The sequence below is a fragment of the Acinetobacter sp. YH12027 genome (genome assembly GCF_013420085.1).
Taxonomy (GTDB): domain Bacteria; phylum Pseudomonadota; class Gammaproteobacteria; order Pseudomonadales; family Moraxellaceae; genus Acinetobacter; species Acinetobacter amyesii.
This window is the reverse complement of sequence record NZ_VOYW01000024.1, coordinates 28,035-48,782: the sequence shown is the minus strand read 5'-3', so window position 1 is coordinate 48,782 and position 20,748 is coordinate 28,035. Positions and strand designations below refer to the sequence as shown.

Sequence of the window (20,748 nt, the reverse complement as noted above, 5' to 3'; positions counted from 1 at the left end):
CATTACTGTGGATTTAGATTTTCACGAAATTTCGATTGTTCAATTTGCGCTGCATTCAAATAAATCCATTCACCCTCAGCGAGATCTTCAAGCTTTAATTGTCCAATTTGAGCTCGATGTAAAGTTTCAACTTTATTACCGACAGCCGCCAACATCCGCTTTACTTGATGATAGACCCCTTGATGGACAGTCATTTGTAATTGCTGTGAAGCCAATAGCTGTACATCGGTTGCAGCGAAGATGCCTTTTTCGTTTCGAAGCTCCACGCCTTGTTCTAATTGTTGTATTTGCTCAGGCGTCACAGGATCTGCGGTATGCATCGAATACACTTTGGCAACATGCTTTTTAGGGTGTGTAAGCGCTTGTAGATATTGACCATCATCCGTGAGCAGCAACAGTCCCGTGGTGTCTTGATCCAGTCGCCCGACGCATTGCAGACCACGATTTAACAGCACATCATCAAATAATTCAAAAACACTAAAATGATGGGTTGCCTGATGCGAACATTCATAACCTTGGGGTTTATTTAACGCAATATAGATATGCTCACGATAGACATAGTCCTGACCATGCACACTGTAAGTTAAATCATTCAAGTCCAGTTTTTGCTTTGGATTATCTACAATCTCACCGTGTATTTCGACCGCACCATTTTTAATCAACTGTTGGCAATATTTACGCGAACCAAAACCTTGTGATTGCAGCATTTTTTCCAAAAACATAGAACAACCTAATAAACACCATATATTGCTATTTTATACTGAACCACGAGCCAACTTGCAGGAAAAATAGCGGAAATGATCTTGAACGCCAGTTTTTAATGTTTCTGCGCTACACTATTGATTATTTATTGAAGTTTCTCACGAATATCCTATGTCTCAGTTGGATTTAAATCTGATCGTGTTATTGGTGTTATTGGCTTGTGGCATCTTTAGCCACAATACAGCGATCACCATAGCAGCAGGTGTCTTGATTGTTTTCCGCATCACGCCTTTAAGTGAATTTTTCCCCTATCTGCAACAATATGGCTTAAACATTGGCATTATTATTTTAACCATTGGGGTACTCACGCCGATCGCTAGCGGAAAAATTCCTGGTGATTCGATTTTAAAATCCTTTTTAAGTTGGAAATCCCTCGTCGCAATCGCCATTGGCATCTTTGTCGCATGGCTAGGCGGACGTGGTGTCAAACTGATGTCAAATCAGCCAGATGTGGTTGCCGGGCTATTGATTGGGACAGTCGCAGGTGTTGCGATGCTGCGCGGTGTACCTGTCGGCCCACTCATTGCAGCAGGCATCTTGTCGCTACTGATTGGGATTAAACAATAAGGCTGTTGCTGACATAGCGGTTTAACAAAATTTTAATTTGAGCCATGCTGCATTTGAAATAAACGTCGACTAAGCATGATTCCAACGAATGATAATGCTGACATCAAGATCCCCGCCCAAAACCACGCTCCAGTTTGTGAAACCACAGTGGCAATCACAGGTGGCAGAACAAATTGTGATATGGCAGAGCATTGTAAAATCATGCCGACCGTCGTACTAATTGCCGCAGGATAAGGTGCAAAATGTAGTGCTTGCGCAAAAACCGTCGCAGCAACTAAGCCTCCAAAAAGCGAAAAACTAAACACCGTTAAATATTGCAGTAAAAACGGTAACGCATCTTTAGAGAGATAAAACCCTAAGGAGCAAATGATCAAAACAGCAAAACCCAGTTGGACTAAAGTTTTAGCTTGAAAACCACGCTGTAATAACAGTCCGCAACCCCATGTGCCCACAGCATTCGCAACGGCAACACTGGCTGTTAAAGCACCCGCCAGCTCTGCTGAAATTTGATTTTGCGCATAAATCATCGGTAAGAAGCCCACCAATGCAAACCACTGCCCTGCATATGTCCCAAAAATGAGCGCCAAAAGCCATGCTGCAGGATGTTTCAAAGTATCTCTAATGAGACCAATAATAGGTGTTGTATTCAGTGCCACATTAGGCTGAGGAATAAACATAGCGATACAGAGTAGTAATGCTGCAGTAATCATAGCGAAACTGAGCCAAACCACACTCCAACCATATTGAGCAATTAGAAATGGCGCAACCAATAAGGCTATGCCCATACCTCCGCCCATATAAGCACTCCACAGTCCCATCTTTGCGCTGATGTGCTGTAGCGGTACAAGCTGACGGATAAATGCAGGCCCTGTGAGTGTCACCAATAAGAAGCCAAATCCTTCTATGACACGCAGTAGCAACAAGACATCAAAGCTTTGTGCAAAGCTCCCCCATGCACTTGCTATCGTCAATAGACTTAAGCCCAATAAGATACACAGTTTAAATCCAATTTTTTGGATATAACTACCAATCAACAATGCAAAGCACATTCCTGCACCCTGTACTAGTGAGAGCAATAAACCAGACTGAATAAAGCTAATACCAAGTTGCTGTTGTAATACAGGTATTGCGGGCGGTAATTTCCCGATATGCATTGCAGCAACAAAACCTGCCGCAATAATGAATAAATCTTTTGACATCCCTTTCATTGAATTGTCATGCTCTTTTCGCCATGCAATAGTGCACAGCTTAACAATTCAAAATATTATTTTGAGTCAAAAAACAAATGACCTTAGATGATTTTTCAATTATTTAATCATCTTGCACCGTCACATGCTAAGCGCACTTTGATTTAAATTAAACAATGATATTCCGTGATGTCATCTGCAATTGTTTGAGACAACACGTATTCCCATCAAAAATGTTTTTTCTGATACTTTCAATAATTTGGCGGTAGTGAAGGAATTCACCTGCATAACAATTAGTGAATTATTTAAGCAGTGAGTTATTCAATATTTACTTGTTTCCGTTCACGCTTATTGGCGTACATTTTCAAGTCTGCCATTTCGACCAATTGATCGATGGATTCGGCATCCTCTGGAAATAAAGCCATGCCAATACTGGCACCAATTTTCAAGCTCATTTGCTCGAATGCAAATGGCAGTCCGCAACTTTCTGCGATTCGATTCATCGCCGTTTGCGCACGCTCTAAGTTGGCAATATTGGTTAAAATCACAGCAAATTCATCACCACCCAAGCGTGCAACCAAGTCATCTTGACGTGTTTCACGCAAAATGCGCTGTGCAATTTCTTTCAGTGCAGCATCCCCAATGCGATGTCCAAACTGATCATTAATCGGCTTCAGACCATCCATATCAATCATCAAGATACCTAGCACTTTTTTCTGCGCACGTGCTTTTTCTATCCCTTGGCGCAAAAAGTCGACAAACAAAGCCCGATTGGCTAAGCCTGTTAAGCTATCTTGAGTCGCCAATTTATATAACTCTGTCGCACCGAAACGTGTCGCATGGTACATCGCCGCAGCGATCAACTCAGACATCAAACTCAATATATGTAAATCAGCTTCCTGAAAGGCATCGACTTGATCAGAGTAAATCTTTAAAACACCGACACCTTCATCACAGTGAATCAATGGCACTACTGCCATCGAACGCAATCCAACACGTTGACATGCCACGCGATCTACCCGTGCATCTTTTTCCGAATCTTGGCAATACAGTGTTTGTTTTTGTGCAATACATAGACCTGATAAGCTGTTTTCAATATGTAGTCTTAAACCTAGTAAATGGCTCGCCCCACCAGACACTGCACGATAGACCATATCACCATCTTCAGCCAACTCTACAACTGCACCTTTAGCATGTGTAATCTGCTGCGCCTGTTCTGCGACCACGGTCATCACTGCATTTAGATCTAAACCCAGTTTGGCAATAGCTGTCTGCGTTTGAATCACAGACATGAGTTGAGTTGGTGAGGGTTCTATAGTATTCGGCATGATTGAGTTCAAACAGTGTTCAGTATGAGATACAGCTCAATTCTAAAAATTATTCATCCACTTGTATAGCAATCTTAAAGTGATTTCTGTTCATTCAAGCACTTTAGATACAACTCTTTCAAATACTGCTCTTAAAAAAAAGCACTCAAGGAAAAAACAGAGCAAGCAGAATCATCGATAAATATTTCGAAGGTTAGGGAAAGTCATGATGTATGGATGACCCACGTATTTTACGACTCTCCCCTCAATATTATTTCAAGGCGTAAATTTCACTCTGCATCCATTCTCCGCCTTCCAATTGCACATCGACAGCCACACGTTGATATTCAGCCCCTTCAAATTCATCTAAAGCCGCCCAATGTGCGGCTAAGTTTTCAGAGATAAAAACATAGCCTTCAATGGCTTGACCTGCCTTCGATAAACGAATACCCGGACTGCCCATCGCCGCACCCCAGCCTTTATGTTCTAATTCACCCCAAACTACACCTTTCTTCCACTCGCCACCAATACGCTCCATCACGTGTGCATTGGGCTGACCTAGACGTCATGTCCCGTATACAAAAAGACTCTGAGTCATAGCTCCTCCTTAGTTGGAATAATATTGATTGCGTTTTTGTGAGAATTTGGCCAACTGTTTTAGGAAGCCTTCAAAATAGCTTTTTTCAGCCTCTTCGGTACGATAACCGGCGTACAATGTCCGTCTTAAACCTTCAGGTGAAACACAATCTAAACGTCGAGAGGTCACCCAACCTTTTTGTTCATATTCATTTACCACCCAATCTGGTAATGCCGCAATACCACGACCACTTGCAACCAACTGAATCAGCATCTGGGTCAAATCTGTGGTACGGACGTGTTTAGGCTGAATATTGGCCGGTAAAAATAATTTCGCCATGATATCTAAACGATGTTTATCGACCGGATAGGTAATAAGCGTTTCTTCTGCTAATTCTTGAACAGTCACATTTGTTGCACGAACCAATGGATGCGTATTTGACAGTACCAAACGAGACTCATATTCAAAGATAGGGAAATATTCCACACCTTTTAAATTGATCGGATCTGCCGTAATCAGAAGATCAAACTCGCCCGTTTGTAATAGTTCATGCGGATTGGCTTCAAAGCCAGAGGCAAAGTCTAAATCTACATCGGGGTATTGTTGACGGTAGACATTCAATAACGGCATGAGCCAGTCAAAGCAACTATGACATTCAGAAGAAAAAATAATTCGGCCGGTTTGACCATGCACAATACGTGTAATGTCCGATTGCGCAATTTGAACTTGCGGCAAAATGTCATCGGCAAGGCGTAGTAAACGTTGCCCAACATTCGAAAAGGTCACAGGACGTGTGCGTCGGTTCACCACCTCTACCCCATACCAATGATCAAGCTCTTTCAACTGATGTGAAAGCGCAGAAGGCGTTAAACACAGATCATTAGATGCAGCGACCAAAGAACCATGTTCTCTGAGTGCCAATAATGTTTTGAGATGGCGTAATTCCAACATAATGAGTTCCACAAACGACATACTGAATGAGCTGAAAATCAGTATTTTTAAATTATATTTATCATATCATGATATTTATGAATCATATTCATCATAAATTTTATTTAACTATTTTTTATTCACATGAATATACTTCATCAAGTTTTACTGAATCATCTTTAGCTAATGTGTTTTTTTCACATTACAAATCAGGTAATTTTTTTCCACAATGCGGGCAATATGCATACTGCTCACGCTCCTGCTTTAATGATTCCTCTTTTTGCTCACGTAACAATTGCCAAATAATATCCTGTGTTTGCTCACGGGTTAAACCCACTGTTTTTCGGATTTCTTCGATTTTTTCAGGCTCAAGTACAAAATCAATTTCACGATTTTGAATCAACTCACGAAAACTGAGTTCTAATTGTTGTTTGCGTTGCTCCAATTCATGTGCCAAACCATTGGCTAAAATACCTGCTGGCAATGCTGCCAAGCCAACCCCTAATATCGTAATCATTGCACCTAATATCCGCCCAACAGGGGTTATCGGTGTTACATCGCCATAACCGACCGTCGTTAAAGTAACAACAGCCCACCACATGGACGCAGGAATAGAACTAAAGACCTCTGGCTGTGCTTTACTCTCAACTAAATACACCCCAGCTGCGGCCATAATAATCATAATAAATAAAATAAAAACAACAGCTTGAAATGAACCTTTTTCACGTTCAATGACACGTAACAAAATTTGCAACGACACAAAATATCGAGTTAATTTTAATAAACGCAGTAATCGTAAAATACGTAAAAAACGCAAATCAAAATGGACAAAGAAATTTAGATATGCAGGTAAAATTGCCAATAAATCAATAATTGCGCCACCACTTTTTACCCAATTCAAACGATTACGCCAAGCGGAGTAAAATGGGTCTTTATCTGCAATCGACCAAAGCCTCAATACGTATTCAACACTAAATACAATGATTGAAAAATTTTCAAAAAAATCAAAGTAAACTTGATAAGACAAATAAATATCATTGACCGATTCGAGTAAAACCGCAGCAGCATTACCTAAAATCAGCAATATCAAAGCATAGTTGAGAAAATGACTAAATTTAGTTTCATAATCATCATTATGTAAATTGTTATAGACAAATTTACGCAGTGAATACCATGCACTAAAAGTCATAATTCAAATCGTTAGCAAATTAACTTGCTACAGTGTAAACCATCGCTTAGGAAAAATACGAATCCTTTAGACAGTCTACTGTTAAATCTATTGAACGATATTAACCACACTTTATTCATCAGTATTTTTCGTATGCACCATATATCCATTATTCCACAAATAATAAAGCCAAACGAACTTGGTCATATCCCATGCGTGGACTGGTTAACTCCACAATTGGACGCAACTTAACCGTGCCATCATCATTATAATGTGCTGGGTCTTGTCGTTTCGCCAAACGTTTATAGATTTTACGCACCTGCTCAACCACATCTTCTCCCGGATGTGCCACCGAGATATCCAAACCTTGCTCTTTTTGCAGACGAGCCAAATGATTAATAATCGTAGCTGGTGTTAAACCACGCTCCACAGCAATATCTTGAATTTCATAACCTTCCTCAAACAACTCACGAGTTTGATCTAAAGTCGCTGTGGCAAAGCTTTGTTTCACACCAGTTTTGGCAATTTTCTTTTCATTGCGCTCGATTTCCACTTCATTCAGCGTTCCGCCACAGTGACGAATAAAGGCTTTATGTTGTACGGTTAAATCGGCCTCTGCAAAATTGGTTTCCGCTTCGTCAGAGAGCTCCTGAAAACGTCGATCGGCTTTAATAGCCAAACTGTCGAGTTCTAAGGCTTGTTCATTAAAACCAAGTAAACGCAGACCATCTAATGTTTTTAAACGCGACAATGCCACATAACCCTGACCTTTCTCAAAAGTATGCGTTAAGTTAATTTCAGCCGCTGCAAGGGTCATCCCTTGAGATTTATGAATGGTGATCGCCCAGGCCAAACGCAGTGGAATTTGTTGGAAACTGGCAATGGTTTTACCATCATCATTATCGACAGACCATGTTTCAGGTTCGACCACCAAGGTCGTGCCGTCCGTAAGTTTTACTTTAGGCAAGATGCCATATTCATCATCTTCTTCAAAACCTATCACTTCACCGAGGCTGCCATTGATATAGCCCACGTCAAAGTTGTTTTTTACAAACATCACTTTGGCATTTTTCTTTAAGGTCAAAGTTTCCGGCGCACGCACTGAAGATTTTAAGGTTTCGATCAGTTTATCATTACCATCACATTGGGCATCAAACTGGCGAGATTCTTGCTCAATTTCATTTAGATGTTTATAGTTAATACTATCTACATCCATATTATGGGTATACAAGCGCGTAAAGGTTTCACCTATATTTTGTGAACTTGTCTGCCTTAAAGCATGCAAATGATCGCCAGTAATTTGCTGAGCACGAATCGCATTTAGAATATCATTGAGATAGTCATTACCCTGACGATGTTGTTCGGTCAAATAACACACGCGAAACTTCGCTTCTACCCATGCCTCAGACATAAAGCAAAACTTGTCACGGTTTAATTCACCTTTGCGTCCCACAGGGGGTAACTGGAAGAAGTCACCTGCAACAATGACTTGAATCCCCCCAAAAGCATCTTCACTGTCTTTAAAAAATTTTAAAACTTTATTCACCAAGTTTAATTGCTTGGCATGCAACATCGAAATTTCATCGATGATTAAAACTTGGGCATTTTCCAAATGCTCTTTTAAATATTTACGTTCTTTTAAGCGCTTTAACTCATCTTCGGAAATCGCATCTTTAATCCCAATCCCTGCCCATGTATGAATTGTCATGCCATTCATATGGGTTGCAGCAATCCCTGTAGAAGCCGTAATTGCCACCGGCACTTTGCGCGCTTTTAGATAATTGATGTACTGATTTAAAGTATAAGTTTTACCTGCACCAGCCGAACCTGTTAAAAACACATTTTCGCCTGCTTTGAGCAGCTTGAGTGCAGTTTCTTGTTTCATAAGACCTATACCGTAAAAGAACGGCTATAGCCTAACGATTTTTGACTCAAAAGTTAAGCGCACAACACAGTTTACTAAATCCGTATTTCGCCAATCTTACTTTAAGCTATTGAACCTATTTAAAAATTCTTTGGCGATATTTACTTTTTCTATTTCTGCTTGGGTATTATTTGAATACTCAAGTTGATCAAAAACCAAAATGTGGTTTTGCACATGACAGCCCAAAGTCATCGATACATGCAAAATGGGATGGTACATATGAAAAGCTACATATACTCTTGCAATGATACTGGCGCTATAACTTGACGCTAAACAATGTCGAAAGTGAATAGATTCATCAATAATTCGATCGATGGTTTTTAATTCTTCAAAGACCCACTCTTGAAAATATATTTTGTCTTCTGTTGTAAATGGCTGCCAGACTGTTGTCTCAAATTTACGCTTTAATTGAGTTAACACTTCTTGCTTTTGTTGCTTAGCATGCCAATGCACCGCCTGATGAAAGACCCCATTCCACGTAATATTTTTAGGGACTGTATGACCTGTAGAATAAGTCGCACTAACATAGTCACGCACATATGCATCAAATACAGATACTCTTAAATTAGCATGCTTTAAATAAAATAAATTTCGAAAATCCTGCAGTTGAATTTTATGCTGTCGTAACATACTTAAAAACTGGCGATTTTCTTGGGTTTCTGGACGGATATAATCCATCAAAGCCTGCGGTAAATGCTGCGTACAACGTACTAAATGTTGCAGATAGGCCTGCATAATACGGCTCAAAGGTAGATAGACTTTTTTTATGGCCTGATCCTCCGCGCCTAACACCTGTCGCATTAAGATCAACCACTCATCTAAATACAAAATCGATGGGCTGATCACTACACGATGGTCATCATGCTGCTGATATTTTCGCTGTAAAACAAACTGTAGATTTTTTTCATGATTAAACCAATCATGTTCATGCGCAATCGTATGGCAATTTTGAATAAATAAGCGCGCTGCAACAAATTGAAAATGTTGTAAGGTCTCAAGAATCAATGCGGGATGAATATGCTGCGTATCGACAAAACTTAATGCCGTCACAGCCACTCGTACATTACTGTGTTGAAAATTACGACTCAGCCAATCCAATACTTCGGCTGACTGCTTGAACATCCATCGCACTGCACGGTTGTTATCGAGTAAAGGGAGTTTTCCACATTTTTTTTGCCAAATTGCTGTGGCTTGCACAAAATTACTATGGCTTAATATGTCCTGCTCTGCCCAAACATCCCGATGCATCAAACGAATAAAACCCAACAAATTGGGACGCTCATATGCATGGTCGAGCAACAAAATAATATCTTCTATATGTTCATTTAATTCTTGTAAATTGAACCGATCTTCATAACTCAAACTCATGATCCGGTAAATCGTTGGATCTAAAAATTGTGCTGTAGCAAAACAAATCTCGTCCAAACTATCCATCAAGAGCTGTATCGGCAATATTTCAGCTTCTGTAAGTGAATGAAGCGCAAACATCTGCTCAATCTTTTGCATCAACCAATGTGGTAGACAGATTTGGCATTCGATATACGTTTGTAATAGCGGTGTCTGATAAATCTGCTGCTCTTGCATCAGCTGATCAAAAATTTGCGCTTCAACTGCTGTCATCTGTGCTAAAAACTGCTGAACACGCGCTGGCCCATTTAGATGTTGAAAAATCGACTGTAAGATCAAATGTCTCAACTGCTGTGCTTTTTCCCTAAGCAAGAGTGAATGTTGCGGCTTTAGGTCGCCAGTAAAAAAATACAATTCATGAAATAAGAAATCTTCTATTGTTTCAATACATGGCACTGTCGAATGCAATTCAGCAATTTTGATGGGTCTAAATGGACTTCTAGGAAACTGATATCCAATCGATTCACGACTTTGTAGTTGTAAGGTCCACAGTCCATTACACAGTTGAATGCGGTGCAGCTCTTGTTCAATTTTAAAGATATTTTGTGAATTGAGTGCTGTAGCAAGATCCATTTGCTCTTGATACAACTGCTTTAAACTTGGAGATATTCGAATAAGTTGCCGAGCAATATGCTCTAGCTGCGGGGTCAAGCTTTTCTTTTCCATCTTCCGCCCTAACGATTGTTGAATATTTTTCAACCTTCACTATAGTCAAAGTTTAATGCTCCGACTACTGCCATTAATCAACCAAATAGCTGTACAAAAGGTCAATACAAAGGCATTCAATAAAAAAGTCTAAAAGCTATTGTTGTGACAAAATTCACTATGATTTTGAGCTGTGACGAATAAAAAATGGATGAAGTTGAAGAGTAGTCACTACTATTGGTCTACAGAATGTTGTTCTGCACGGATTTTTTTAAGCTGTTCTATCGCAGTGTAAATATCTTGTTGTAGAGCCTCACGATAACGCTTTAAATCCTCCACACTCTGAATATGACTTAAGCTTTGACGGGGTAAAAATTGAAAATAGAACGGAATGCGCTTGGGGATAATACGTTTGGGTAAAGACGGAATCACATCACCATGACGTAATAATTTATCGAGCTTTTGTATTTTTAATAGTTGTTTAAACCAACGATGTTCAACAATCACACTGGCATCAAAACCCAGTTCAAAGACTTCATCCCCACCTAAAGCAGCAAAAGGCACGATGTCATAATTAAATTCTTGCGCCAGTTTTAAAAAGCCATAACGTTGCTTCCAGATCAGTTGATAGGCTTCTCCTTTTCGCTTCAATACCTCTCGACCGCCACCGGGAAAAACTAAAATGGAATAACCTTGTTGCATCACTGTTCTGACATAGTCCTGAATACCTTGGACTGCACCGAACTTTTTGACCATGCCACGCCAACCGGGCAAATAAAAATGGCTATGATCAGCAATACTGACCACAGCCACTTTATGTTCATTGTAGAGATAATCAATAATCACCGGTGAATCGAGTACACCGTAAATTGTGTGATTCCCTACATACATTGCAGGTTTAGATGCATCGATGTATTCAGCGCCTAAAAATGTTGGCGTGAAATACATGCGGGATAAAGCGCTTAAACGCTTTATCCATTTTGCATCATGTTCAACCTGCAAATGTACCGACCTTAGGCAGCATCATGTTTTTGAACAAGTACAGAACCTACTGAGTAGCCTGCACCAAATGAGCAAAGTACACCGTATTCGCCATGGTTTACTTCATTCGCAGTACGGTGCAATGCAATAATGACACCTGCTGATGAAGTATTGGCAAATTCATCAAGAATGATTGGCACAAGGTCTGGCTGAGCATGTTCTTTACCCACAACCAGTTTCAGAATCAATTCATTCATGCTGGCATTTGCTTGGTGTAACCAGAAGCGTTTTACATCTGTTGCCGCAATTTTATTGTCATCCAATTGCTTAGTGATCATTTTCGCCACTAATGGACACACTTCTTTAAATACTTTACGACCGTCTTGACGGAAACGGTTGTTGTCGATGTCAGCATCGACTTCACTCATATTTAAGTAACCGAAGTTGTTACGAATGTTGTTTGAGAACTGAGTAAACAGGTCAATATCCAACACTTCAAAACCAGCTTTGGTTTCAGTTTCTTCAATGATCGAAGCCGTTGCAACGTCACCAAAGATGAAGTGACAGTCACGCATACGGAAATCTGTATGACCAGATGTGATCTCAACGTTCACCAATAACACGCGACGAGCGCCTGATTTGATCGCGTCATAAGCTTGTTTGATACCAAAAGTTGCAGCTGAACATGCAACGTTCATATCGTAAGCATAACCTTGGATACCCAACGCAGTTTGAATTTCAATTGAAACGGCTGGATAAGCACGTTGAATATTTGAACAAGACAAAATCACTACATCGATGTCTTCTGCAGTCACTCCTGCATTTTCCATCGCTTGTTTAGCCGCAGCAACACCCCATTCCGCTTGTAGCGAAATTTCATCATTTGGACGTTCATGTAGCACTGGGCGTAAACGTTTTGGATCTAAAATACCGCTTTTTTCAGCAACATAACGTGCTTTCACGCCAGACGCTTTTTCGATAAATTCTGCACTTGAACCACGGCGCGCTTCTAGCTCACCGGCTTCAATTTTTTCAGCATTGTCGCTGTTGTACTGTTCCACATAAGCATTTAAAGCTTCAACTAACTCTTCGTTAGTAATTACGTCTTCTGGATGATAAAGACCTGTACCCGTAATGCGGATGCCCATGTAAAACTCCTTTTAGAAATTACCTATATCTTAACTGATTCCGAGCTTATCCCATACTTTTTGCAAGCGGGATGGAGAAATTGGCATCTTGGTCTTCATTGGTTGAGAGAAAATAGAGATGCGTAACTCCTCAACCATGAAATACAATTCTTTAAGGCGAGTGTCATTTTTAAACTTAAATAATTTTTCCATCCATGGGTCAACTTGATCAATGGCAGAATTGTCCCTTTGTAGGTTATTTGGCAAGCGGTCTAAACGCAAGACTAATGCCTTCAAATATCTTGGAAATTCGAGCCACACATCGGAAGTTTTGCCATAAACAAAATCTGAAAGTTGCATCAAATCGAGCTGATCTTCAATGTCATCAATATTCTTTCCAAACACAGAATCATCTAAAACCAATAATTTCCGACGTATATCCTGCCATTGAATATAGGTTTCAGTTAAAACGGCTAATGCTTGTTGCCCATGGGTTAAGAAAGATTTCTTTACATTTAAAATCAGGTTTTGGTACTCCTGCACATTGACAGGTAGCTCATTTATTGCAAGCTGAAGTGTGGCATAAACTAACATTTGCTCTAGTTTGGCTTTGTCACCTAGCGGTGAATAAGCCAATGCCAAGGGTTTAGATATCTGTTTTTTCAACTGACGAACTAAGTCACCCAACTGCATATGAACCAAACGAATGATCCCTTCGCGGTGTTGTTTGACTGCTTCAAATTGGTCATTGAAAGTCTGAATCACCACACCCGATTCATCTTTGGCATCCAACTCTGCAAAGCCTTTGACTGGAACAAGCGCTTGGTATTGTTTCACCACCACACCCGTGACTTTTTGTGATGCTTCGAACACAAAATTATCAGGGAAGGTTTTAAACTCACCTTTTAACTGTTTGACTGGGCTATGAGTTTCCGTACGACAGCGTGCTTTGAGTTCATCTAGATCACGACCTTGCTCAATCACACGGCCTTTTTCATCAATGACTTTGATTAAAGGCAGCAGATATTGCTCAACGCGCTCCCAAGAAAAGTCCTTATCTGTGATTTGCTCACCACGCAGTTGGAACGCCAAGAAACTAAAAATATGCTCGCGCAAATGCACGGCATCGACACGATCCATCAATTTACGCGCTGTATCTGGTATTGGCACCAAGTGACGGCGTTTATCCTTAGGCAATGCTTTAAGCAAGGCTTCAATCAGGTCTTGTCGCCAACCAGGTATACCCCATGACCAAATATTTTCATCCACTTGCGGCAAAGCTTGAACTGGAATTTTGACCGTTGCACCATCTTCATCATGACTTGGGTCAAAACGATAACTTGCAGCCAAATGCAGTTCACCATTTCGTAGGTAGTCTGGAAATTGCTGGGTCGTTGGACGGTCATTCATCCAAAGCGCATCATCATCGATAAATAAATGCCGTGGATTTTTCGGTTCTACAGTTGCACGCCAGTCTTCAAAACTACGACGACTTGCCACCTCTTCAGGCACTTTTGCAGCATAAAATTGGTAGATGGTTTCTTCATCCACCACCAAATCACGACGACGCAGTTTATCTTCAACACGCTCAACTTCTTCGAGTTTTAATAAATTGTGTTTTAAAAACGGCGGCGTAATACCCAAATGTCCCGTCGTCAACGCATCGCGTAGGAAAATTTCATGCGCCGCCGGATGATCCACTTTTTCATAATTAATCTGACGACATGGCTCAATAATCAAACCAAATAAAGAAATTTGATCATAAGCATTCACCACACCAGCTTTTTTCGACCAATGCGGCTCAAAATAATAATGCTTCAATAAATCGCCTGCAGCCAATAGAATCCATTCAGGTTCAATTTTCGCCAACGTTCGAAGATATACCTGAGAGGTTTCAACCATCTCAAAAGCCATGACCCACGGTGTATTGGTTTTATGCAAGGTTGATGCAGGGAAAATACGTGCCTTTTGCTGACGCACTGCCATGAACACATTACGTTCATCGGTTTTGTTGGCAATAAATGAAAGTAAACCCGTTAATAGCGCACGGTGCAGATTTTCATAATTGGCTTTCTTTTCATTAAAGGACAGTTTTAAGCCTTGAGCCAAATCCACCAATTGCTCATGGGTTTTTTTCCACTCACGGAGGCGTAACCAACTCAGGAAATGGTTGCGTGCAAAGGTTCGACGCTTATTTTCACTCATGTCACGGTTAGCGACTAAAGCTTCCCATAATTTGATATAGAACAAGAAATCCGAGTCAGCTTCACGGAACAAAGCATGTTTCTGATCGGCCTGCATTTGTTTATCCGCAGGACGTTCACGTGGATCTTGTACCGCTAAAGCAGCGACAATAATCAAGACTTCATTTAATACACCAAAATGCGCTCCACCCAAAATCATCCTTGCAAGACGTGGGTCGATCGGCATTTTCGCCATTTGCTGACCAATTTTGGTTAAACCACCACCCTTCGCCGGAGGAAGTCCCCCTTTTGTAAAGGGGGATTTAGGGGGATTACTTTCAATAGAATCTCCCCCAACCCCTCTTTGCGAAAGAGGGGCTTTCCCTTTCTCAACCATCGCCCCAAGCTCAATCAAAAGCTTACGACCATCATTCACCAAACGATGATCTGGCGGCTCAATAAAATCAAAGTCTTCTAATTCACCAAAGCCCAAACTTTGCATTTGCAAAATAACCGAGGCCAAGTTGGTTCGTTTAATCTCAGGCTCGGTAAATTCAGGACGACTCATAAAGTCTTCTTCTGAATACAGTCGAATACACACACCCGGTGCGATACGACCACAACGACCTTTACGCTGATTTGCTGCCGCCTGTGATACAGCCTCAATCGGTAGACGCTGTACACGTGAGCGATAGTTATAACGGGATATCCGAGCAAAGCCACTATCAATTACGTAGCGAATATTCGGTACGGTTAAAGCCGTTTCTGCCACGTTGGTGGCAATAATAATACGTCGCCCACCACCCGATGGATTAAAGATCTTTTGCTGTTCTGCCAAAGCCAATCGAGCATATAAAGGTAAAACTTCGGTATGACGTGGCCCAAACTTTTGCAGTGTTTCCTGTAACTCACGAATTTCTTGTTCAGTGCTGGCAAAAATCAAAATGTCGGCATGTTCAGGATGACCTTTTTCCTGCGCATCTTGAAAACATTCTTCTACTGCCGAAACCACGGCACGGGGTAAATTTTCTTCAAAATCGTCAAATTCATCATCATCACTGCCGACAATGCTCAGCTCTGAAATCGGACGATAACGCAACTCTACAGGGAAGCTTCGACCTTCCACCTCAAAAATAGGTGCCCCATTGAAGTAATTAGAGAAGCGGTTTACGTCTAATGTCGCGGAAGTAATAATGACTTTGAGATCTTTACGACGTGGCAAGAGCTGTTTGAGATAGCCCATGATGAAGTCGATATTTAGCGAACGTTCATGCGCTTCATCGATAATAATCGTGTCGTATTTATTTAAGAATCGGTCATTGGCCAGTTCAGCCAATAAAATACCGTCAGTCATCAAACGCACGATGGAATCTTGTGAACCTTGTTCATTGAAACGAACTTTAAAGGAGATCGACTCCCCCAGCTTTTCGCCCACTTCTTCTGCAATACGTTGCGAAACACTACGCGCTGCCAGTCGACGAGGTTGCGTATGGCCAATCAAACCCGTTAAACCACGACCGGCAAGCATGGCAATTTGCGGCAACTGTGTAGTTTTACCCGAACCTGTTTCACCTGCCACAATAATCACTTGATGCTTTTGAATCGCGTCAATCAGTTTGTCTGCATACTGCGTAACAGGTAAGTCTTGATTTAATTTAATATTTGGGATGCGGGCAATCCGTTCGCGCACTTTCGCATTCGACTTTTCAAACAAATCTTGAAATTTTTCAGGATTGGCTTCTTTGCCTTTTTTCAGCCGACTTAAGCGATGGCGATCACGAACCATGACCAATTGATCGACATTTAACTGACTTGGCACAGATGCATTATCCTAATAATTAAAATAGAACCGAATATTTTACGCTGTATGTAAAAATAGTGAAAGATGAATCTATTTTTTGCGTGCCTGAAACCAATAGATGAAGCCGAACAGAATAAAATGATAAAAAACTAAAATTACGGCCAATAACCAATAATTGCCACATGCTTCTATACTGTCATGTAATAGCTGATAAAATGGCACTGTATAAGACACACTCAACGGCACAATTAAAAACATCAATAAAATGAAAGAGATGATCAAAAAATGATGAACAGATTTTGCTAAGCACAAAAAGAATTGAGAATAAAAAGCAAATCAACGCAATAAAAATAAATAAAAGAGGTTCATCCGATGAAGAACCATTCATTTCAGCATAATAATTAATTTGATTCGGGCTAGCACCTTGAAATGAAAGCACATTCTTGATTCATCCAGTACAGAATAATAAAGCCACATGCTGACTAGAATACGCAACTCAAGCTTATCCATTTGGATGCTTTATCCATTAGGTTTCAGTCCCATAGAAAATATAAATGATACTAAAAACAATAAATATACTCTGCCCGATCACCCATGCGAACAACCAACCATTATGACAATAAACAATACTGTCATAGATAATTTTTGAAATTGAAGCAGTTTCTATCATTAAAATGATGATGAATTGAAAAATCGCATATAGCCATAATATAACCACATACCAAGCACGTCTAAATGATAGCAACAGTGGGGAAAAAAAAGAAGATTCCAACGATTCCCGTGGTACTCAATAGCGTAGGATCATCTGATGAAGTTCCTAATAGTTCATTAAAATAGGTCGCTTTTTGAGGTTGCAAGTATTCATAGATACATAAATTTGTACCTGTGTCTTCAACTTTAAGAATACATAGTGATGCAAGTGCAAGACTGAGAATGGCAATGATACGAAAAAATTGACTAAGCACTTGATCAAATCTGGAATCATTTTATGTTCATGCCATCTTATATGAACAAATTCTATAATTTGAAATATTTTTTATAACTTTTTTAGAGATCACCCTTGAAATCTTATGCCACAAGCATCATGTTGGTTACAGACTTTGAAAAGATGATTTTGTCATTTTACTTTCAACTTTATATGGCATTGATATGGCTTATATCGAATGAAATAATGATAAATAATCGTTATTGCTGAAATAGTTCTGGAGTGTACTAATTCGGATTTTCCGATATTAGTTATGTAAAAATACTATTTCAGCAATAAGAAAAATTTCTGTACCCTATTGGAAATCAAAAACAAACCTCAATCATGGAGACAATGATGAGCTTAATTAATACTGAAGTTAAACCGTTTAAAGCACAAGCATTCCAAAATGGTCAATTCATCGAAGTAACTGAAGCTGATCTTAAAGGTAAATGGTCTGTTGTATTCTTCTACCCAGCTGACTTCACTTTCGTTTGCCCAACTGAACTTGGTGACCTTGCTGACAACTATGCAGAATTCCAAAAACTAGGTGTTGAAATCTACTCAGTTTCTACTGACACTCATTTCACTCACAAAGCTTGGCACGATTCTTCAGAAGAAATCAAAAAAATCCAATACGTAATGGTTGGTGATGCGAACTGGACTCTTGCTAAAAACTTTGACGTATTAATCGAAGCTGACGGTCTTGCTGATCGTGGTACTTTCGTTATCGATCCAGAAGGTAAAATCCAAATCGTTGAAATCAACGCTGGTGGTATCGGTCGTGATGCTCAAGAACTTCTTCGTAAAGTTAAAGCAGCTCAATACGTACACGCTCACCCAGGCGAAGTTTGCCCAGCTAAATGGAAAGAAGGCGACGCAACTCTTGCTCCTTCAATCGACCTAGTTGGTAAAATCTAATCTGTATTAGATTGAACTGATTCAAAAACCACGCTTTTAGCGTGGTTTTTTTATGCCTATTATCTGCGAGTATATACCTCCATACACCCTACGCAGTTCACACTTTATTCCTACAACTTTAACGCTCAAGCACATTCCACATGTCTGTAGATATTCATCAAGTTAGAGCTTACACAAATATAATAAAAATGCGCCGCAAACCCGATTGTCTAGGCTTACATCTTTGCCAGTATTTCAGTATTTTTAACATGAATTTTAGGTCAATTGCTTATTTCAGGAAGATGTAAGCCCATGAAAAAATATTTCGTCTCGATCAGTTTAATTTTATGTTCGTTTACAACTTTTGCTGCCGTGAACTGCGAAGGTGAAATTAAAAACCAAAGTATTCGTGAAGATATTAAAGTCAAAAAAAATTGTCAGCTTGAAGGTTTAATTGTTCATGGCAATGTGATTTTAGAAAATGGTGCCAATGTTGAACTGCATGACAACTACATCAAAGGCAATATTGAATCGAATAAAAATTTTACCAAGATCATTGCCAATCATAACAATATCAGTGGCAATGTCGATTTTACGACAGGGAAAAACATCCAACTCCTCAATAACCAAATTTCAGGCGACCTGAAATTAAAGAAAAATAACGGCAATATTGTGCTAAATAATAATGAAATCGCAGGTAATTTAATTTGTCTTGAAAATGCTTTTTCAATTAATGGCAGTAACAACCAAGTCAAAGGCAATAAATCAGAACAATGCCGTAGTTTTTAACTCTCCTTACACTAATATGGGAGAATGACACTTATGGCATTTATTTGAACTGGCATTATTTTTATCAAATTAGTTGATAAAGAAATGAAAAAAATGTGAGATAAAACATTATTTTTTAACAATTCTGCAATACTCCACGCCTTGAATTTGTCTTAATTTCAAAAGAGATAAACCTTTAACTGCAGTATGACTATAACAACGCAATAAGGGGGTGGCTTATGACAACAACTGTGGTAACTTCTTGGAAATACAGTTCTTCTTCACGTTACTTAAAAATATTTTATGCGAATGGTTCTGGGGATCTCTTTTATCCAGTTTCACCTTTTATTTATGATAATTTACTTCGATGTAGTGATAAAACGGCATTTGTCCACAAATATCTAGAATATGATCTACATTTTTCACGCGTAAGCTTACAGGGTTAAACCGCTACAAGTTTAGCGCTATAGCAACAGTATTTTTATTAATTAAAAAATATTTTCGATAAAATCAGGGCTGAATGCCCTGATTTTTAGTTACGCCAAGTCACCATAAAGAGCCCTGCGCCCACATTTAATGTTGTACTGATAAAACGATCATCCGTTTCAACACGTTGGATAAATTCAGCGACCTCATCGGCATGTGACAGCACATTGTCCACGATTAACACGCCACTTTGAGCTTGTATCAATTCAGCTAAATATGGCCAATATGCGATATACGCATCACGTTCTGCATCCAATAAAATGAAATCATAACGCTGATTTAACTGCTGTAAAAAATGCAGCGCATCGCCATGATGAAATTCAATGTATTCGGCTAAGCCTAAATTTTCAGCATGCTGTTTGGCTTGCTTGATACGCGCTGCATCAATTTCAATGGTTTCGACCCGCCCTTGTGTAGACTGCGCAGCATCTGCTAACCACAGCGTGGAATAGCCTGTAGATGTTCCAATTTCCAAGATTTGTTTGGCTTGTTTTAAGCGAATTTGCATAGCTAAAAACAGTGCAGACTCAGGCTCAATATTTCGGTAACGCGCAAGTCGGTGATTTTGCGCAGCATCGTGAGCACTAAAGTCTGCATAGAGTTGTTGCATATAGTTTTTAAAATTTGCATCCATGCTCATGATTCTGTCCTTTTGTTATTTCTTTCATATTTAAAGATTAAAGTACTAAATGTCTGCTCAGTGGGTTTCTTGGATCAGTTTAAAACGCGGAATTACTTCACCATTAATTTCAACGGTTTCCATAAACATCTCTAAGGGTCTAACCCACATGGAATAGTCATCATACAAGCACTGGTAGACCACAACTTTTCACGCGTTTCACTATGTGTTGCAACATGAAAAACTTGATACAACTGACCTTTATAATGCTGATAAATCCCTTGCTTGACCTGCATGCCATTTCCCTAAAAAGTTCTCAATACAATAGGGTTGACTCTAGCATTGTCTTGCTTAAAGCGCGATGAATTCGTTTATTTTTCCACTATTTAACTTGTATTTCTCGATAGTGGCCCAATATTGACTGGATTCACATCGGTATATTCTT

The 20,748-nt window shown here is 39.7% G+C and carries 16 protein-coding genes and 1 pseudogene; 4 read left to right on the top strand and 13 right to left on the bottom strand.

What is annotated here, in order from left to right:
* Positions 1 to 2: 2 nt before the first annotated feature.
* Positions 3 to 722 carry a pseudouridine synthase gene (locus FTT94_RS10305; RefSeq protein ID WP_180106225.1) on the bottom strand — a complete coding sequence of 240 codons (720 nt, stop codon included), beginning with the start codon at positions 720 to 722 and terminating at the stop codon, positions 3 to 5.
* A gap of 151 nt (positions 723 to 873) precedes the next feature.
* Between FTT94_RS10305 and FTT94_RS10300 the strand changes: the two genes are divergently transcribed.
* Entirely contained in the window at positions 874 to 1,329 is a 456-nt protein-coding gene (locus tag FTT94_RS10300) for a DUF441 domain-containing protein (RefSeq protein ID WP_111885075.1), read from the top strand.
* 32 nt (positions 1,330 to 1,361) lie between these two features.
* Here FTT94_RS10300 and FTT94_RS10295 read toward each other — a convergent pair whose 3' ends face one another.
* The 10 genes from FTT94_RS10295 to FTT94_RS10250 all read right to left on the bottom strand — a co-directional run bounded on the left by FTT94_RS10295 (position 1,362) and on the right by FTT94_RS10250 (position 16,551).
* Positions 1,362 to 2,528, bottom strand: coding sequence for a CynX/NimT family MFS transporter (locus FTT94_RS10295; RefSeq protein WP_257223272.1), 1,167 nt, complete (start codon positions 2,526 to 2,528; stop codon positions 1,362 to 1,364).
* Between the two features lie 305 nt (positions 2,529 to 2,833).
* A complete protein-coding gene (locus FTT94_RS10290) occupies positions 2,834 to 3,844 on the bottom strand; it encodes a sensor domain-containing diguanylate cyclase (protein WP_180170748.1) in 1,011 nt (336 codons plus the stop codon).
* A 250-nt stretch (positions 3,845 to 4,094) separates the two neighbouring features.
* Positions 4,095 to 4,361, bottom strand: a complete 267-nt coding sequence (locus tag FTT94_RS10285) for a gamma-glutamylcyclotransferase family protein (protein ID WP_227591810.1) — start codon at positions 4,359 to 4,361, stop codon at positions 4,095 to 4,097.
* A 69-nt stretch (positions 4,362 to 4,430) separates the two neighbouring features.
* Entirely contained in the window at positions 4,431 to 5,351 is a 921-nt protein-coding gene (locus FTT94_RS10280; protein WP_078189020.1) for a LysR family transcriptional regulator, read from the bottom strand.
* A 181-nt stretch (positions 5,352 to 5,532) separates the two neighbouring features.
* Positions 5,533 to 6,519 (bottom strand): ion transporter, encoded by a 987-nt coding sequence (locus tag FTT94_RS10275; protein WP_180007353.1) that lies wholly within the window; start codon positions 6,517 to 6,519, stop codon positions 5,533 to 5,535.
* Between the two features lie 148 nt (positions 6,520 to 6,667).
* Positions 6,668 to 8,383 carry an AAA family ATPase gene (locus FTT94_RS10270; RefSeq protein WP_180007354.1) on the bottom strand — a complete coding sequence of 572 codons (1,716 nt, stop codon included), beginning with the start codon at positions 8,381 to 8,383 and terminating at the stop codon, positions 6,668 to 6,670.
* Between the two features lie 96 nt (positions 8,384 to 8,479).
* Complete coding sequence (locus FTT94_RS10265; protein WP_180170747.1) at positions 8,480 to 10,495, bottom strand: hypothetical protein; 2,016 nt, start codon at positions 10,493 to 10,495, stop codon at positions 8,480 to 8,482.
* Between the two features lie 213 nt (positions 10,496 to 10,708).
* Positions 10,709 to 11,476: a 1-acyl-sn-glycerol-3-phosphate acyltransferase gene (locus FTT94_RS10260; RefSeq protein WP_180106217.1), complete on the bottom strand. Its 768-nt coding sequence runs from the start codon at positions 11,474 to 11,476 to the stop codon at positions 10,709 to 10,711.
* Between the two features lie 11 nt (positions 11,477 to 11,487).
* Complete coding sequence (locus FTT94_RS10255; RefSeq protein WP_180026928.1) at positions 11,488 to 12,603, bottom strand: beta-ketoacyl-ACP synthase III; 1,116 nt, start codon at positions 12,601 to 12,603, stop codon at positions 11,488 to 11,490.
* A gap of 30 nt (positions 12,604 to 12,633) precedes the next feature.
* The gene (locus FTT94_RS10250; protein ID WP_218956007.1) at positions 12,634 to 16,551 is read right to left on the bottom strand and encodes a DUF3418 domain-containing protein; all 3,918 of its coding nucleotides are present in this window, start codon (positions 16,549 to 16,551) and stop codon (positions 12,634 to 12,636) included.
* A gap of 1,336 nt (positions 16,552 to 17,887) precedes the next feature.
* Between FTT94_RS10250 and ahpC the strand changes: the two genes are divergently transcribed.
* The 3 genes from ahpC (at position 17,888) to FTT94_RS10235 (ending at position 19,644) form a co-directional block, all read left to right on the top strand.
* A complete protein-coding gene (gene ahpC, locus FTT94_RS10245) occupies positions 17,888 to 18,451 on the top strand; it encodes an alkyl hydroperoxide reductase subunit C (protein ID WP_078193727.1) in 564 nt (187 codons plus the stop codon).
* Between the two features lie 291 nt (positions 18,452 to 18,742).
* The gene (locus FTT94_RS10240; RefSeq protein WP_180084197.1) at positions 18,743 to 19,219 is read left to right on the top strand and encodes a hypothetical protein; all 477 of its coding nucleotides are present in this window, start codon (positions 18,743 to 18,745) and stop codon (positions 19,217 to 19,219) included.
* Positions 19,220 to 19,437: 218 nt separating this feature from the next.
* Positions 19,438 to 19,644, top strand: coding sequence for a KTSC domain-containing protein (locus FTT94_RS10235; RefSeq protein WP_078189026.1), 207 nt, complete (start codon positions 19,438 to 19,440; stop codon positions 19,642 to 19,644).
* 86 nt (positions 19,645 to 19,730) lie between these two features.
* Here the strand turns inward: FTT94_RS10235 and FTT94_RS10230 are convergent, their stop codons facing one another.
* Together FTT94_RS10230 and FTT94_RS10225 are read right to left on the bottom strand one after the other, a co-directional pair.
* A complete protein-coding gene (locus FTT94_RS10230; RefSeq protein WP_180170745.1) occupies positions 19,731 to 20,324 on the bottom strand; it encodes an O-methyltransferase in 594 nt (197 codons plus the stop codon).
* Positions 20,325 to 20,381: 57 nt separating this feature from the next.
* A pseudogene (locus tag FTT94_RS10225) lies at positions 20,382 to 20,599 on the bottom strand (DUF1653 domain-containing protein).
* Positions 20,600 to 20,748 lie beyond the last annotated feature (149 nt).

What these genes read in the sequence shown, in the direction of transcription:
- FTT94_RS10255 (WP_180026928.1), bottom strand. Translation starts at nt 12,603, where the DNA reads ATGGGCATCCGCATTACGGGTACAGGTCTTTATCATCCAGAAGACGTA.
- FTT94_RS10230 (WP_180170745.1), bottom strand. Translation starts at nt 20,324, where the DNA reads ATGAGCATGGATGCAAATTTTAAAAACTATATGCAACAACTCTATGCA.
- FTT94_RS10265 (WP_180170747.1), bottom strand. Translation starts at nt 10,495, where the DNA reads ATGGAAAAGAAAAGCTTGACCCCGCAGCTAGAGCATATTGCTCGGCAA.
- ahpC (WP_078193727.1), top strand. Translation starts at nt 17,888, where the DNA reads ATGAGCTTAATTAATACTGAAGTTAAACCGTTTAAAGCACAAGCATTC.
- FTT94_RS10305 (WP_180106225.1), bottom strand. Translation starts at nt 722, where the DNA reads ATGTTTTTGGAAAAAATGCTGCAATCACAAGGTTTTGGTTCGCGTAAA.
- FTT94_RS10235 (WP_078189026.1), top strand. Translation starts at nt 19,438, where the DNA reads ATGACAACAACTGTGGTAACTTCTTGGAAATACAGTTCTTCTTCACGT.
- FTT94_RS10280 (WP_078189020.1), bottom strand. Translation starts at nt 5,351, where the DNA reads ATGTTGGAATTACGCCATCTCAAAACATTATTGGCACTCAGAGAACAT.
- FTT94_RS10250 (WP_218956007.1), bottom strand. Translation starts at nt 16,551, where the DNA reads ATGGTTCGTGATCGCCATCGCTTAAGTCGGCTGAAAAAAGGCAAAGAA.
- FTT94_RS10300 (WP_111885075.1), top strand. Translation starts at nt 874, where the DNA reads ATGTCTCAGTTGGATTTAAATCTGATCGTGTTATTGGTGTTATTGGCT.
- FTT94_RS10240 (WP_180084197.1), top strand. Translation starts at nt 18,743, where the DNA reads ATGAAAAAATATTTCGTCTCGATCAGTTTAATTTTATGTTCGTTTACA.
- FTT94_RS10285 (WP_227591810.1), bottom strand. Translation starts at nt 4,361, where the DNA reads ATGGAGCGTATTGGTGGCGAGTGGAAGAAAGGTGTAGTTTGGGGTGAA.
- FTT94_RS10290 (WP_180170748.1), bottom strand. Translation starts at nt 3,844, where the DNA reads ATGCCGAATACTATAGAACCCTCACCAACTCAACTCATGTCTGTGATT.
- FTT94_RS10295 (WP_257223272.1), bottom strand. Translation starts at nt 2,528, where the DNA reads ATGTCAAAAGATTTATTCATTATTGCGGCAGGTTTTGTTGCTGCAATG.
- FTT94_RS10270 (WP_180007354.1), bottom strand. Translation starts at nt 8,383, where the DNA reads ATGAAACAAGAAACTGCACTCAAGCTGCTCAAAGCAGGCGAAAATGTG.
- FTT94_RS10275 (WP_180007353.1), bottom strand. Translation starts at nt 6,519, where the DNA reads ATGACTTTTAGTGCATGGTATTCACTGCGTAAATTTGTCTATAACAAT.